This window comes from Rhodococcus jostii RHA1, assembly GCF_000014565.1.
Classification (GTDB): domain Bacteria; phylum Actinomycetota; class Actinomycetes; order Mycobacteriales; family Mycobacteriaceae; genus Rhodococcus_F; species Rhodococcus_F jostii_A.
The window spans coordinates 4402495-4416996 of record NC_008268.1 but is presented as its reverse complement, the minus strand read 5'-3'; the positions used below and the strand labels follow the sequence as shown (position 1 = coordinate 4416996).

Genomic DNA, 14502 nt, shown 5'->3' with positions numbered 1-14502 from the left:
GAGTGGTTAAGGAGTCTCTGCACTCCTTGACCACTCACAGGCCCGGCAGGGGTTGTCGCCGGGCCTCACCCACCCCTCCCGCACCAGCACGGTCTCCACTTCGCGGGCCACCACACACGGGTTCTTCGTCACCTCGTCGAATCCGTAGACCAGTCGAGGCCGCCCCTGCAGTTCCGCGGCATTGTCGCGTCGGCGGTCCCGGAACGCGACCTCCGCCATGGCGTGCGCGCGGCGTCCGTCGAGTCGCACGATGAGCGGCACACCGTGGTCGGAGTAGTCGCAGTCCTCGAAGAGGGTGCGCCCGTCCACGACCACGGGTGACTGCCGCCGCGCCCGCGGAAGCCCGTGCGCGTCCTCGACGTCGGTGGCGTAGCGGTACTCGAGCACCGACTGGACGCCGTCGGCGAGCAGTCGCACCGCATCCTCTAGCACCTTGCCGTACCGACGCGGTCGTCGCTCCTCCATGCGTCGCCGGATGTCCCGCAGCGGGATCCGCGCATTGGTCACGAGGGCGATGAGCCGGGTGTACGCGTCCCGGGCCGTGGGCTCGGCGACAGCTACATCCAGAGCCGTATCCGCCCTTGCCGTCCGGGGTTGGTCCGTGTCGACGGCAATGTAATCATGGGCCCTCGACCGGTGCACGACAACTCCCGGATGCACGACAACTCCCGGATGCACGACAGTTCCTTCCCGGTGGCACAAACTGACCGAAGCGAGGCCCGCACCGACAACGGTCGGAGGCTGGGTGATGGCCGATCGTCCATAAGGAACGGTGATGTGCACGGGGTGTGCGGGATCGACGCGAATCATCTGCCATTCCTCAGCGGCCGTGTGGTGGCTGAGGACTGCGCCCTTGCCCCCGAAAAGCAGCGCGGCTTCCAGCGACATCTCGCGTGTGATCGGTCCGTTGCTCACCGAATAGACACCGTGGAGCACTGCTTGCCACCGACCGGATTCGACGCGGTGCCGAACCCTGCTGCGGGGAAACCCGAGGGCGTGAAGTTGCGTGTGGCTGATCAGGCCGAACTGCGCGTCGGCGACGTCTTTCAGGGCGGCGAATTGCGTAGAGGTCATACCGGGCACGGTCACCGAGACCCCCGACGGGTCTCGGTGTCGCACCTGGGGAAATGAATTGCCCTGTGGATAACCCACAGGTTGGGGATAACTCAGCCCGTGCGTGGTTAACGAGTCCAGAGACTCCTTAACCACGCACGGGCGGCGGAGCCGCCTACTTCAGCGAGGCCGGCGGGGTGAAGCGCTCACCGTACTTGGCGGCGAGTTCTTCAGCGCGCTTGACGAAGCCGGCCTGGCCGCCTTCGTAGCCCTGGATGTACTGCGACACACCGCCGGTCCAGGCGGGGAAGCCGATACCCATAATGGAGCCGATGTTGGCGTCGGCGGTGGTGAGGAGCACGCCTTCGTCGAAGCATTTCTGCGTTTCGATGGCCTCGATGAACAGCATGCGCTCGATGAGGTCCTGGAACGGGACCTCGAGTTCCTTGGAACCGAAGTTCTCCCGCAGCCCGGGCCACAGGCCGGTGCGCTTGCCGTCGGCGTAGTCGTAGAAACCGGCGCCGCCGAGTTTGCCCTTGCGGTCGAACTTGTCGACCATCGTGTTGATGACGTCGCCTGCCGGATCGGCGGGCAGTTCCTTGCCTTCGGCCTTCGCAGCTTCCGCGGTTTCCTTGCGGATCTTCTGCATCAGCGTGAGGTTCAGTTCGTCGGACAGCTGCAGCGGTGCCGCCGGGTAGCCGGCCTGCATGCCCGCCTGCTCGATGGTGGCGGGCTCGATGCCCTCCGCCAGCATGGCGATGGCCTCGTTGATGAAGGTGCCGATGACGCGGGAGGTGAAGAAGCCGCGCGAGTCGTTGACGACGATCGGTGTCTTGCGGATGGCCTGCACGTAGTCGAAGACGCGCGCGAGGGCTTCGTCGGACGTCTTCTCGCCGCGGATGATCTCGACGAGCGGCATCTTGTCGACGGGCGAGAAGAAGTGGATTCCGATGAAGTCCTCTTGACGCTTCACACCCGTCGCCAGCCCGGTGATCGGCAGGGTCGACGTGTTCGAGCCGAGCAGGGCCGTCGGCTCGACGATGTCCTCGATCTCCTGGAACACCTTGTGCTTCAGGTCCTGCGACTCGAACACGGCCTCGATGACGAAGTCGACACCGGCGAAGTCGGCGGGGTCGGCGGTCGGCGTGATGCGGTCGAGCAGCGTCTTCGACTTCTCCTCGGTGGTCTTGCCACGCGAGAGGGCCTTGGCCTCGATGCCCTCGGAGTACGCCTTGCCCTTGTTGGCTGCCTCGATGGTGACGTCCTTGAGGACGACGTCGAAGCCGGCCTTCGCGGACACGTAGGCGATGCCCGCGCCCATCATTCCGGCACCGAGCACACCGACCTTGGTGATCGGGGTCTTCTCGATGCCCTCGGGGCGGGAGGCCCCGGAGTTGATGGCCTGCAGGTCGAAAAAGAACGCCTGGATCATGTTCTTCGCGACCTGGCCGGTGACCAGCGACGTGAAGTAGCGGGCCTCGATGAGGAGCGCGTTGTCGATATCGACCTGCGAACCTTCGACGGCGGCGGCCATGATGGCCCGCGGTGCCGGCATGGGAGCACCCTTGAGCTGCTTGCGCAGGTTCGCGGGGAACGCGGGCAGGTTGGCTGCGAATGCCGGGGTGGACGGGGTGCCGCCGGGGATCCGGTAGCCCTTCTTGTCCCACGGCTGGACGCCGCCCTCGGGGTTGGCCTTGATCCACGCCTTCGCGGCGGGAACCAGCTCCTCGACCGAGGACACGACCTCGTCGATCAGTCCGACCTCCTTGGCCTGCACCGGTCCACGCTGCTGACCCTGGAGCAGCACCTGCATGAGCGCGTTCTGCAGGCCGAGCATGCGGACGGTGCGCACGACGCCGCCGCCACCGGGCAGCAGGCCGAGGGTGACCTCGGGCAGGCCGATCTTGACGCCCTTCACGTCCGCGGCGACGCGGTGATGCGTGGCCAGGGCGATCTCGAGTCCGCCACCGAGCGCGGCACCGTTGATGGCGGCAACGACGGGCTTGCCGAGCGTCTCGAGGCGGCGCAGGTCCGACTTGATCGCGACGCTGTGGCTGTAGATCTCGTCGGCGTTCTCCGGTCCGACCTTGATCATGTTCTTCAGGTCGCCGCCGGCGAAGAACGTCTTCTTGCCGGACGTGATGACGACACCGGTGATGGAGTCCTTCTCGTCGACGAGGCGGTCGACGGTCGCCTTCATCGAGGAGATGTAGGCGTCGTTCATGGTGTTCGCGCCCTGGTTGGGATCGTCGATGGTGAGCACGACGATGCCGTCGGCGTCCTGCTCCCAGTTGATGATGTTCTGCTCGCTCACTGCTTCAAGTCTCCTGATGGTCCGGGCGGTCAGACGCGCTCGATGATGGTGGCGACGCCCATACCGCCGCCGATGCACAGGGTGATGAGGGCGTACCGGGCGTTACGGCGCTCGAGCTCGTCGATCATGGTGCCGGTGATCATGGCGCCGGTCGCTCCGAGCGGGTGTCCCATCGCGATGGCACCGCCGTTGACGTTGAGCTTCTCGTCCGGGATGTTCAGGTCCTTCTGGAACTTGAGCACCACGGACGCGAACGCCTCGTTGATCTCGAACAGGTCGATGTCGTCGACGGTCAGACCGGCGGCGGCGAGGACCTTCTTCGAGGCCGGGGTCGGGCCGGTGAGCATGATCGTGGAGTCGGCACCGCTGGTGGCCGTCGCGACGACGCGGGCGCGCGGGGTCAGGCTCATGTCCTTGCCCGCCTGCTCGGATCCGACGAGGACCAGTGCGGCGCCGTCGACGATGCCGGAGCTGTTGCCGCCGTGGTGGACGTGGTTGATCTTCTCGACCCAGTGGTACTTCTGCAGCGACACGGCGTCGAAGCCGCCCATCTCACCGACGCCGGCGAACGACGGGTTGAGGCCCGCGAGGTTCTCGAGGGTGGTGCCGGGACGCATGTGCTCGTCCTGATCGAGGACGGTGAGGCCGTTGATGTCCTTGACCGGGACGACGGACTTGGCGAAGTAGCCGCCGGTCCACGCCTTCGCGGCGAGGTCCTGCGAGCGGACGGCGTACGCGTCGACGTCCTCGCGGGAGAAGCCCTCGATCGTGGCGATCAGGTCGGCGCCCACACCCTGGGGAACGAAGTAGTTGTCGTAGTTGGTGGCCGGGTCGAGCGCCCACGGTCCACCGTCGGAGCCCATCGGCACGCGGGACATCGACTCGACGCCGCCGGCGATGACCAGTTCGTCCCAGCCGGAGCGCACCTTCTGCGCGGCGGTGTTGACGGCTTCGAGGCCGGACGCGCAGAACCGGTTCAGCTGGACGCCGCCGACGGTGTCGGGCAGTCCGGCGTCGTTGACCGCGACGCGGGCGATGTCCATGCCCTGGTCGCCGACGGGGGTGACGACGCCGAGGATCAGGTCCGAGATGCGATCCTCGTCGAGGTCGGGGAAGCGGGCGCGGAGCTCGTCGATCAGGCCGGTGACCAGCGAGATCGGCTTGACCGAGTGCAGCGAACCGGTCTTCTTTCCGCGGCCGCGCGGGGTGCGGATGGCTTCATAAATGAATGCCTCTGTGGTCACTGTGGAGTGTTCCTTCCTTATCTGCGTCGACGCCGACCGTGCACACGGCGCTCTGCACGGGGCATACCCCGGCACGTCCACCTTAGAACGTGTTGCAAAACGGAAGGAAGGACCGAAGCGATCCTGGATCGTGACCCAGGCGATCACGATCGGCCTGTCTGCGCCCTGCCCGGCCCGCCTTTTCGTACTGTAATGACGCGGCGCTCGACCCGACACCGAGCGGAGGAGAACACGCTGTGACCACCGACTGTCCCGCCGGCAACTGTTCGGCGCCGAGGTCGTGGGTGCGGTGACCGTCCGCTGGCCGCCGGGGGTGGGTCACGCGCGCTGTCCGGCACGCGCATCGGGTTGCCGCGGGGTGTCGCCGACGACCTGCCCGGCCCGATAGAGACCTTGTTCGCCAGCTTCCTCGACCTCGTCCGCGCACTGGGCGGCGACATCGTCGACGTGACCGAGCCCGACGTCCCGAAGGCGGTTGCTGAGCGGCGACTATGCCGAGTTCGGCTCGTATCACCGGCAGTGCGCGGACCGGCTCCCGGCGTACGGCCCGGAGTCGGCGCTCGCCGCCACCGCGGCGATGGCGAGCCTTGCCCTGCCCGTCGCGGACTACTTCGCTCTCGAACGCGCACGGCTGCCCTTCCAGCACGACTTACAACCGGATGTTCGCCGAGCACCGGCTGGATGCCGCGAGGTCAGGCGTCGAGGCCGAGACCCGCGTCCCGTGCCCGGACGATCGCGGCGGGACGGTCGGGCACACCGAGTTTGGCCAGCACGTTGGACACGTGGTTGCGCACGGTCTTCGGGCTCAGCACGAGTCGGCGCGAGATGCTCGCGTTGTCGTAGCCGCGGGCGACGAGGTCGAGGACCTCACGCTCCCGGTCGGTCAGCTCGGGAAACACCGTGGGGCCCACCCTGCGCGAGGCGGCCATGAAGCTCATCGCGCGGGCCGCGACCGCGGCGCCGAGGATCACCTCACCGTTGGCGACCGCCCGGACCGCCCGTTCCACCTCCCCCGGGTCGGCCCCCTTCACCAGGTAGCCGCGAGCCCCGGCACGCACCGACGCGACCAGCGATTCATCGTCCTCGTGCATGGTCACCACGAGCACCCGCAGTGCGGGGTGCCGCTCGACGAGCCGCCGGGTGGCGTCCACCCCCGAACCGTCCCCGAGTTCGAGGTCCATCAGCACAACGTCGACGTCACCGTCGACGACGTCGAGCGCCTCCGCGACGGAGCTGGCCTGGGCGGCCACCTCCATGCCGTCCAGGGTCGACAGCAACGCAACCATGCCCAGCCGGAACACCGGGTGGTCGTCGACGACGGCGACCCGGATGGACGAGGTGGTGGAATTCGCAGCGGCGCTCATGATGCGGTCAACGGTAGCCGGGCCGTGACCACCGTGCCTGTCGGACGGCCGGATTCGATGTGGAGCGTGCCGCCGAGTTCGTGGGCCCGCTCGCGCATCGACCGGGTCCCGACGCCGCCGCCCCGGGCCGGATCGAACCCGCACCCGTCGTCGTGGATGACGACGGTGAGCATCTCCCGCGCGAACGTGGCGTCGACCCGGCAGCCGTCGGCGCCACTGTGCCTGCGCGCATTGGTGACGGCCTCGACGACGATCCCGTACACCGCGGCGCTGATCTCCGCGCCCAGCCTCGGCGGCGGATCGGCCTGCACCCTCAGCTGGAATCCGCTGCGCGACTGGTTGGCCGCCAGTTCGTGCAGGGCCGGGACCAAGCCGAGCTCGTCGAGCACCGGCGGGAACATGCTGCGGGACAGCTGCCGGACGCCCTCCACCTGATGGTCGAGTTGCTCCTGCAGTGCGTCGATGAGTTCCGCGGCAGCGACCGGATCCGACCCGAGCAGGTTCCGGGCGCCCTGCAGGCCGAGTCGGATACCCGCCAGCGACGGACCCAGTCCGTCGTGCAGTTCGCGGCGAATCGTCTGCCGCTCCTCCAGTCGCACGGACGCCAGCCGGCGTCGCGCCTCCTGCAGGTTCTCCGCCGACTGCAGCACGACGAGACCGGCCGTCACCACCGCCGACAGTTCGGTGAGCGACCGGCGGGTGCGCGCCCCCAGCGACTCCCCCGGCGGCGCCGTCACGACCATCGTCCCCAGCACCGCACCGCGGTGGACCAACTCCACCGACTCGGCGTGCCCCGTCGCCGAACCCCACACCGCGGCAACCCCGCTGGTGCGCCGCACGGATACGGATTCGAGCCGCAACGCGACGCCCACCCCGGCCGCGAGACCCTCCAGGAGTTGTTCCGGGGTCTCGGCACTGCCGAACTGCCGGCCCAGGGTCCGGACGGCCCGCGCCGGATCCGCGCCCTCGCCGTAGACGAGGTGGTGCACCCGCCGCTGCAGCCACAACCGGACCGGCTGCACCGCGACGGCGACGACACCCGCCGCAACCACCTGCGCCCCCACCGAATCGCCTTCGGGCAGCAGCGCCGCCACGGCCGTGGCCACCACCACGTAGAGCACCAGCAGCAGGACGGTGAGGGTGCCGGCCACCGTTGCGCGGCTGACGGCGAGGTTCAGCCCCCACATGCGCTGGCGCAGGATGCACACCAGGATCGCGACCGGATAGAACGCCTGAACAGCCAAGTGCACCAACGGGTTGAGCACCCACAGTCCCGGCAGCGACGCGGGCAGCGCCAACGGAACGTATGCGGCCGTCATCAGCGCCGTGCCGAGGCACATCCATCCGAGCCCGACACGCTCGTCGGGTGGGCCGTGCCGCCACCGCCACCCGCAGTCCGCCGCCGCCGCGGAGCCGACGACGAGAACGGGCGCGATCACCCACACTGCGGGGATCTCCGTGAACGTGCGGGACCAGAAGTACCAGGCCGTCGCCGCGATGCCCGCGAGGACGCCGAGTTTCGCGCCGACGCCGAGCGGGTGGTCGCGGATCAGCCACGGCACGATGAGGAACAGGCTGAGCGTCCCCGGAATCCACGCGGTGTTCTGCAGCGGCGACAGCACGTCGACCCACGGCAACCCGGGACGCACGAGCGCGAGTTGCGAATAGCTGTAGCTCAGCGCGGCGACACCCACGCCGATCGCGGTGAGCCCCATGATGATCGGCACCGGGTGTACCCGCCGCGTGAGGACGATCCCCGCCACGGTCCCGTAGACCGCCGCCCCGACGACGTCCACCAGGAAGAACAGTTGGTTCGAATCGATGCCCGGATCGGCCCGGACGAACGCCACCACGGACAGGACGACCAGAATCCACGCGGACACCGCCATGACAGCAGCGGGTAGGGGCGCACCGCCCGTACCTGCCGACCCCTCGGTCATTCGAGTGTCCTTCTGCTTCACCATGATGCGAACGAGTATCGCCTCTACTCGCGCACGGTGTCGGCGAAAGCGAATCCGATCGCGCTCACCAGCACCCACAGCGGTCCGGTGAACCCGGCGAGGTACTGCAGCGGCGAGACGCCGATGACGGCCGTCACCAGGCCCAGGACCAGGCTGACCCAGCCGATCCACCGCGGGCCCGCCTGTCTGCGCAGCAGCGCGACGGCCACCGCCAGCGCACTGACCCCGGCGCCCGCCCACAGCCACGGGATGGTGCCCATCCAGTGGCCACCGACCACCGCGAACTCCGGCACCAACTGGTCCGTGTCACCGAGACCGAACACCAGCTCGGTGGTCAGGCCGGTTCCCAGCAGGCACGCCGCCGACGTCAGGACCAGACCGAACGCCGCGACCGACGGCAGGATGCTCTCGGCGGGCAACGCTGCCCGCAGCCGCTGGGACAGCCCGGCGGCGAAGACGAGGATCAGCAGCGCCGTGGTCATGATCGACACGTGCATGACGAGGATCCCGGTGCGCTGTTCGGCGAGGCCGTTCATGATGGCGACCGCGTCGCCGGCCGACGCCTCCGCGTAGACGGCGTCGATCGACATGCTCGCCTGGATGCCCACGATTCCGGCCACGCCGGCGAGGACCCCGACGTAGGCCCACCATCGGCTGCCACTTCGCGGTCGTGCGGTCGCAGGGACCTCGTTCTGCACGCCGTCTGGAACGTTCACTGTGCTCATGGGACGAGAATCGGCCACCCGGCGTCCCGGGCACCAGGGGCGGTTGTCCCGATGTGGCGGGACCGCCTTGACGGCCCCGTCGGGTCAGCCCTCGAGCTTCTTGGCCCCGAGCATGTCCTTGAGCAGTTCGAACGCCACGTCTTCCGGGTCGCGGCGCGTCGTGGGATCGACGGGTTCCGCCGCCTCCGCGAACATCTCTTCCTCGTCCTCGGGTGTGGAGACGGGTGGCGTGGTCGCCGAAGCCTCGTAGTCGATCGGCCCGGGATCATCCGGATAGTCGGGTGCCTCCGGCGGCGGGATGTCGTCGTCCGGTTCGGACGACGGACGTGCCTGTCCCGCAGCCGGACCCGCCGAATCGGAGCGCTGCGTGTCGGACTGCTGCTGCGGCGGGCGCTGTGCGGTCCGCTCCTGGCTGGGCCGGGAGAACCGCGGTGCGCCTGCCGGTTTCGTCGGCGCTGCGGCGGCCTTCGCGACCGGCGGCGGCGGCGCCGTCGGAGCGCCGGCCTGGTACTCCACTTCCCAGGTGCCGCCGAACATCTCGGCGAGCACCTCGGTGATCACCTGGGCGTTGTGCGGGGACGCGATGCGAGCGCCCAGGTTGGGAACGGGGTGCGCCAGGATCAGGCGGTAGCCCTGAACGTCGTGCACCGTCGCGGCCGACAACATGGCAGGCAGGATCTTGTTCCGCTGACTCACCTTTTCGCGCAGCGAATTCCAGGCTTCCCGCAGCGCGGCAGCATCCGGGCCGGCGGATGCGGCGGGCTCCGCCTCCACCTCGGGGGCGATCGGCGGCTCCGGCTCGGGTTCGGGAGTCGGCTCCGGTGCAGGGGTCGGCTCGGGCACAGGAGTCGGTTCCGGCACAGGGGTCTGCTCGGGTTCCGGCACAGGAGCGGGCGCCGGTGCGGGAGTCGGCGCGGGCTCGGGGTCGGGCGCGGGCGTCGGTTCGGGAACCGGCGTCGGTTCGGGCTGCGGCTCCGGTTCGGGAACGGGCGTCGGCGCGGGCTCCGGAACCGGCCGCGGCATCGGTTCGGGTTCCGGCTCGGGCGGCGGGGGCACGGTGGCCGCCGCGGCCTGGCGCATCGACGGTCGCTGGAACTTCGGTTCCGGCTCCGGCTCGGCGGGTTGTTGCGGCGCACGCGCAGGAGCCGCCGCGGGCCGCTCTGCGGCGTCGACGGCCGGCGCCGACCCGGCGGGCGGAAGTCCGCGTTCGACCCGTTCGAGTCGTTGCAGCACGGCGGACTCCGCATCGGACGCCGCGGGCAGCAGCATCCGGGCGCACATCACTTCGAGCAGGAGGCGGGGGGCGGTGGCGCCGCGCATCTCACCGAGACCTGCGTGCATCACCTCGGCGTAGCGGGTGAGCGTGGCGGGACCGATCCGCTGGACCTGGGCGCGCATGTGCTCGAGCACGTCGCCGGGCGCGTCGACCAGGCCACGTTCGGCGGCGTCGGGCACCGCCTGCATCAGGATGAGGTCGCGCAGACGCTCGAGCAGGTCGACGGCGAACCGGCGCGGATCGTGTCCGGCGTCCATCACGCGGTCGACCGTTCCGAACAGCGCTGCACCGTCGCCGGTGGCGAGCGCATCCACGGCGTCGTCGATCAGCGCGACGTCGGTGACGCCGAGCAGCGCGAGAGCGCGCGGATAGGTGACACCCTCGTCGCCCGCGCCGGCGAGCAGCTGATCGAGGATGCTCAGCGAGTCACGCGGCGAACCGCCACCCGCACGGATGACCAGCGGATACACCGGGTCCGCGACCGGCACACTCTCCTGCTGGCAGATCTTCTCCAGCAACCCGCGCATCGTCGCCGGTGCGAGCAACCGGAACGGGTAGTGATGGGTGCGCGAACGGATGGTCGGCAGCACCTTCTCGGGTTCGGTGGTGGCGAAGATGAAGATGAGGTGCTCCGGCGGCTCCTCGACGATCTTGAGGAGCGCGTTGAAACCGGCCGTGGTGACCATGTGGGCCTCGTCCACGATGAACACCCGGTACCGGGACTCGGCGGGCGCGTAGAACGCGCGGTCGCGCAGCTCACGGGTGTCGTCGACACCACCGTGGCTGGCCGCGTCGAGTTCGGTGACGTCGAGGTTGCCCGAACCGCCGGGGCCGAGCGCCACGCACGAGGGGCACTGGCCGCACGGCGTCGAGGTGGGACCCTCGACGCAGTTCAGGGATCGGGCCAGGATGCGGGCAGACGACGTCTTGCCACAGCCGCGGGGACCGGAGAACAGATACGCGTGGTTGATCCGTCCGGCGTCTAGAGCGGTGCTCAGTGGTTCGGTGACGTGCTCCTGCCCCACCACCTCAGAGAAGGATGCGGGTCGGTACTTCCGGTACAGGGCCACGCGGAAAGACTACCGGCGGTCCCCGACAGTCCGGGCCGGGTGGTCGAAGCGCCCGCTCGGCACTCGCTCGGGGCGCTACTCACAGGCGCAAGTCCGAACCTGACCGCATTGCGTAACACGTTCGCAACGCAGCGGCAGCACAGTCGAAACCGCTCGCGGTCATCGTGACTTTCCGCGCCGGGTTTCGTCCCGGGGTGTGAGGAGAATGTCGTGCCTGCAATCGACGCCGGAGCAACCGCCTGGCTTCTGATCAGTACCGCGCTGGTCCTTCTGATGACGCCGGGGCTCGCCCTGTTCTACGGCGGAATGGTCCGTTCCACCGGCGTACTGAACATGATCATGATGAGCTTCGTGTCGATCGCGCTGGTCACGGTCGCGTGGCTGGTGGCCGGGTACTCCCTCATCTTCGGTGACGACATCGGCGGCGGACTGATCGGCGGGCTGGAGCACCTGGGGATGGTGGGCATCGACCCCACCACCGTCCACGGGCAGGTGCCCGAGATCCTGTTCGCCACGTTCCAGCTGACGTTCGCGATCATCACCGCCGCACTGATCAGCGGTGCGATCGCCGATCGGGCCAAGTTCTCGGCCTGGATGATCTTCGTGCCCGTCTGGGCCCTCGTCGTCTACGCACCCGTCGCGCACTGGGTGTGGAACCCGCAGGGCTGGATCGCGCAGTTCGGTGCCCTCGACTACGCGGGCGGACTGGTCGTCGAGATCGTGTCCGGAGCGTCGGGCCTGGCGTTGGCGCTGGTCCTGGGCCCGCGTCTCGGTTTCCGGTCCGAGTCGATGCGTCCCCACAACCTTCCGCTGGTGTTGCTGGGCGTCGGCCTGCTGTGGTTCGGCTGGTTCGGTTTCAACGCCGGCTCCGCGCTCGCCGCCGACGGCACCGCCGCCGCGATCTTCCTGAACACCCTCGTCGCCGGGTGCACCGGTCTGCTCGGCTGGCTGCTCGTCGAACAGAAGCGGGACGGTCACCCCACCACGTTCGGTGCGGCGTCCGGCGTCGTCGCCGGCCTGGTCGCGATCACCCCGTCCTGCGGCACCGTGAGCATGGTCGGGGCACTCGTCGTCGGCGCCGTCGCCGGTGTGGTCTGCTCGTTCGCCGTCGGCTGGAAGTTCCGTGTCGGGTACGACGACTCGCTCGATGTCGTGGGAGTCCACCTGATGGGCGGCATCGTCGGCACCCTCCTGATCGGACTGCTGGCCACCGAGGTCATGACCAGCGGACCGGAAGGCCTCTTCTACGGGGGCGGGTTCGCGCAACTCGGTAAGCAGGTGCTCGCCGTGGTGGTCGTCGCCTTGTACGCGTTCGGCGTGACGTACGCGCTGGGCAAACTGATCGACCGGATCTTCGGGTTCCGGGTGAGCGCGGAGGACGAGTCGTCCGGCATCGACCTCGCGTTGCACGCCGAATCGGCGTACGAACACGGTGTGCTCGGGCACGGTCCGGGCGGCGGTGGTCAGGGCAACAGTGTCTTCCCGTGGATGCACGAGGCCGAACGCCGGCGGCACCTGGACGCCGAACGGAAGCAGAACCCCTCCGATTCCGAGTAGGGCTACTTCTTCTTCGCCGCCGCAGCCTTCTTCGCCTCGGCCTTCGCGGCCTTCTTGAACTCGCGGACCTCGTGGAGACTCGTGTCGTCCACGACGTCCGCGATCGAACGCCGTGAGCCCTCGGTGCCGTAGTCCCCTGCGGCCTCCCGCCAGCCCTTCGGCTCCACACCGATCTGCTTGCCGAGCAGCGCCAGGAAGATGCGGGCTTTCTGATCGCCGTACCCCGGCAGCGCCTTCAGCCGCTTCAGGACCTCTTTGCCGTCGGGGTCGCCGCTCGTCCACAACGCCTCGACGCTGCCGTCGTAGTTCTCGACGAGGAACGCGCACAGCGACTGGATGCGGGTGGCCATCGATCCGGGAAACCGGTGGACCGCCGGGGTCTGCGAGCAGACGGCCGCGAACTCCTCCGGATCCATCTCCGCGATGCGATGCACCTCGAGGCCGCCGAGCCGGTCGTCCAGCTTCTTCGGACCCGCGAACGCCGTCTCCATCGGCACCTGCTGATCGAGCAACATCCCGATGAGCAACGCCAGCGGATCACTCGCCAGGAGTGCGTCGGCGTCCGGATCCCCTACCAGATTCAGCGTGCGTGCCATGGTCCGATCCTGCCATCCCACGATCGGGCGGGTGCGCCCTTCACCTCGACCCGCGGTTTATTCACAGAGTTATCCACATCACTGCATTACCGGTCGGTACGCTCCAGCATCGCGGCCACGCCGGCGATCAGACCGTCGCGCCAGTGCAGGACGTCGTGGCCCCCGCAGAACTCGCGGTACCGCACGTCGTGGCCGGCGCCGGCCAACAGGTCGCGCACCTCGCGGTTGGGTTCGACGAGCATCCATTCGAGGGTCCCGACCTCCACACTGAACCGACTGGTCGACGGGGCCGCGGCGCGGACGCGGTCCTGGAAAGGGACTCCCGGTCCCGAGCCGGGCCACCAGAACGATCCGGACAGGCTGACGGCGCAGCCGAACACGTGCGGGGCCGTCAGCGCGAGGTGGCACGCCGCCAGTCCGCCCAGGCTGCAACCGGCCACGATCGTCGACGCGGGGTCGTCGGTGGCACCCCATTCCCGCCGCAGCCAGGGAAGCAGTTCGCCGGCGAGACCGGCGGCGAACGCGGGACTGCAGCCGAGCTCTTGGGATCGCAGTTCGGGTCCGACACTGTCGACCATCACGACGAGCGGAACCCGGTGCCCGGCACGTCCGAGTGCGTCGACGGCGCCCGCGATCGGCAGGTCGACCGCCCACGTCCGGCCGTCCAGCAACACCACGACCGGACGATTCCGAGCAGCGAGTCCGGGCGGTTCGCAGACCCACACCGACCGTCGCGTACCCGACAGCGTGAACGTCGTCTCGTGAAGCGCGCCGCGGCCCGGCCGGTCCGTCCACCAGAGCTGCGCGGGCGCTGCCGGCATCACCGCCTCGGAGCTGTCGCCGGTCTGCACCACCCGCGTCGGCAGTGGGTTGAACGGGTCGGGTTGCGCGTCGGCGAGCACGCTCCGCCACCACTGCCAGCCCGGGGTGTCGCCGGGAACTGTCAGTGGTTCCGTCCGGGGAATGAAACGGTAAGCGCCCCGCCACTTCTCGGGGACCTCGATCGAGAGCGACCACAGGTCGGTGCCGGGTAGCCGCGACAGCCCGGCCTGTTCCAGGCGGGAGCGGTCGGTGATTCCGTTGGCGTCGAGGTAGACGTGCCGCGTGCGTGACGTGCGCTCGTCGCCGTCCGGATCCCGCCAGCAGAACGTGGCGATCACACAGCCGGGGTCGCCCCCATCCCGCTCGATGAGGGGACTGCCCACGGCGGTGAGACGGTCCCAGAACGCGGGGACGCCGTCACGCGTCAGGTCGTCGATCGACCGTGCGCGCACGACGCGACGCTCGGGTCCCGGCACTCGTTGCAGCATCCAACTCCCCATTCGAATGTAGGTAACGCTAA

Annotated in this window: 10 protein-coding genes; 1 reads left to right on the top strand and 9 read right to left on the bottom strand. The window is 69.0% G+C overall.

From position 1 onward, the window contains the following. Positions 1–6 precede the first annotated feature (6 nt). The 7 genes from RHA1_RS20450 to RHA1_RS20420 form a co-directional block, all read right to left on the bottom strand. Positions 7–1074 carry a type IV toxin-antitoxin system AbiEi family antitoxin domain-containing protein gene (locus tag RHA1_RS20450; protein WP_011596677.1) on the bottom strand — a complete coding sequence of 356 codons (1068 nt, stop codon included), beginning with the start codon at positions 1072–1074 and terminating at the stop codon, positions 7–9. 154 nt (positions 1075–1228) lie between these two features. Then, positions 1229–3367, bottom strand: a complete 2139-nt coding sequence (locus RHA1_RS20445; protein WP_011596676.1) for a 3-hydroxyacyl-CoA dehydrogenase NAD-binding domain-containing protein — start codon at positions 3365–3367, stop codon at positions 1229–1231. Between the two features lie 29 nt (positions 3368–3396). Continuing rightward, entirely contained in the window at positions 3397–4611 is a 1215-nt protein-coding gene (locus RHA1_RS20440) for an acetyl-CoA C-acetyltransferase (RefSeq protein WP_005253367.1), read from the bottom strand. Positions 4612–5303: 692 nt separating this feature from the next. Further along, positions 5304–5975, bottom strand: a complete 672-nt coding sequence (locus RHA1_RS20435; protein WP_009477263.1) for a response regulator — start codon at positions 5973–5975, stop codon at positions 5304–5306. Continuing rightward, positions 5972–7915 (bottom strand): sensor histidine kinase, encoded by a 1944-nt coding sequence (locus RHA1_RS20430; protein WP_011596674.1) that lies wholly within the window; start codon positions 7913–7915, stop codon positions 5972–5974. The genes RHA1_RS20435 and RHA1_RS20430 overlap by 4 nt, the downstream gene beginning before the upstream one ends. A 44-nt stretch (positions 7916–7959) precedes the next feature. Continuing rightward, positions 7960–8661 carry a hypothetical protein gene (locus RHA1_RS20425; protein ID WP_193384937.1) on the bottom strand — a complete coding sequence of 234 codons (702 nt, stop codon included), beginning with the start codon at positions 8659–8661 and terminating at the stop codon, positions 7960–7962. 84 nt (positions 8662–8745) lie between these two features. Further along, positions 8746–11007 carry a DNA polymerase III subunit gamma and tau gene (locus tag RHA1_RS20420; protein ID WP_011596672.1) on the bottom strand — a complete coding sequence of 754 codons (2262 nt, stop codon included), beginning with the start codon at positions 11005–11007 and terminating at the stop codon, positions 8746–8748. 210 nt (positions 11008–11217) lie between these two features. Here RHA1_RS20420 and RHA1_RS20415 point away from each other — a divergent pair, with 210 nt between their 5' ends. After that, positions 11218–12564, top strand: a complete 1347-nt coding sequence (locus tag RHA1_RS20415) for an ammonium transporter (protein WP_011596671.1) — start codon at positions 11218–11220, stop codon at positions 12562–12564. Between the two features lie 2 nt (positions 12565–12566). Here the strand turns inward: RHA1_RS20415 and RHA1_RS20410 are convergent, their stop codons facing one another. Together RHA1_RS20410 and fes are read right to left on the bottom strand one after the other, a co-directional pair. Then, on the bottom strand, positions 12567–13160 hold the full coding sequence (locus tag RHA1_RS20410) for an HhH-GPD-type base excision DNA repair protein (RefSeq protein ID WP_011596670.1): 594 nt from the start codon (positions 13158–13160) through the stop codon (positions 12567–12569). A gap of 86 nt (positions 13161–13246) precedes the next feature. Further along, entirely contained in the window at positions 13247–14470 is a 1224-nt protein-coding gene (fes, locus tag RHA1_RS20405; RefSeq protein WP_011596669.1) for an enterochelin esterase, read from the bottom strand. Between the last annotated feature and the right edge of the window lie 32 nt (positions 14471–14502).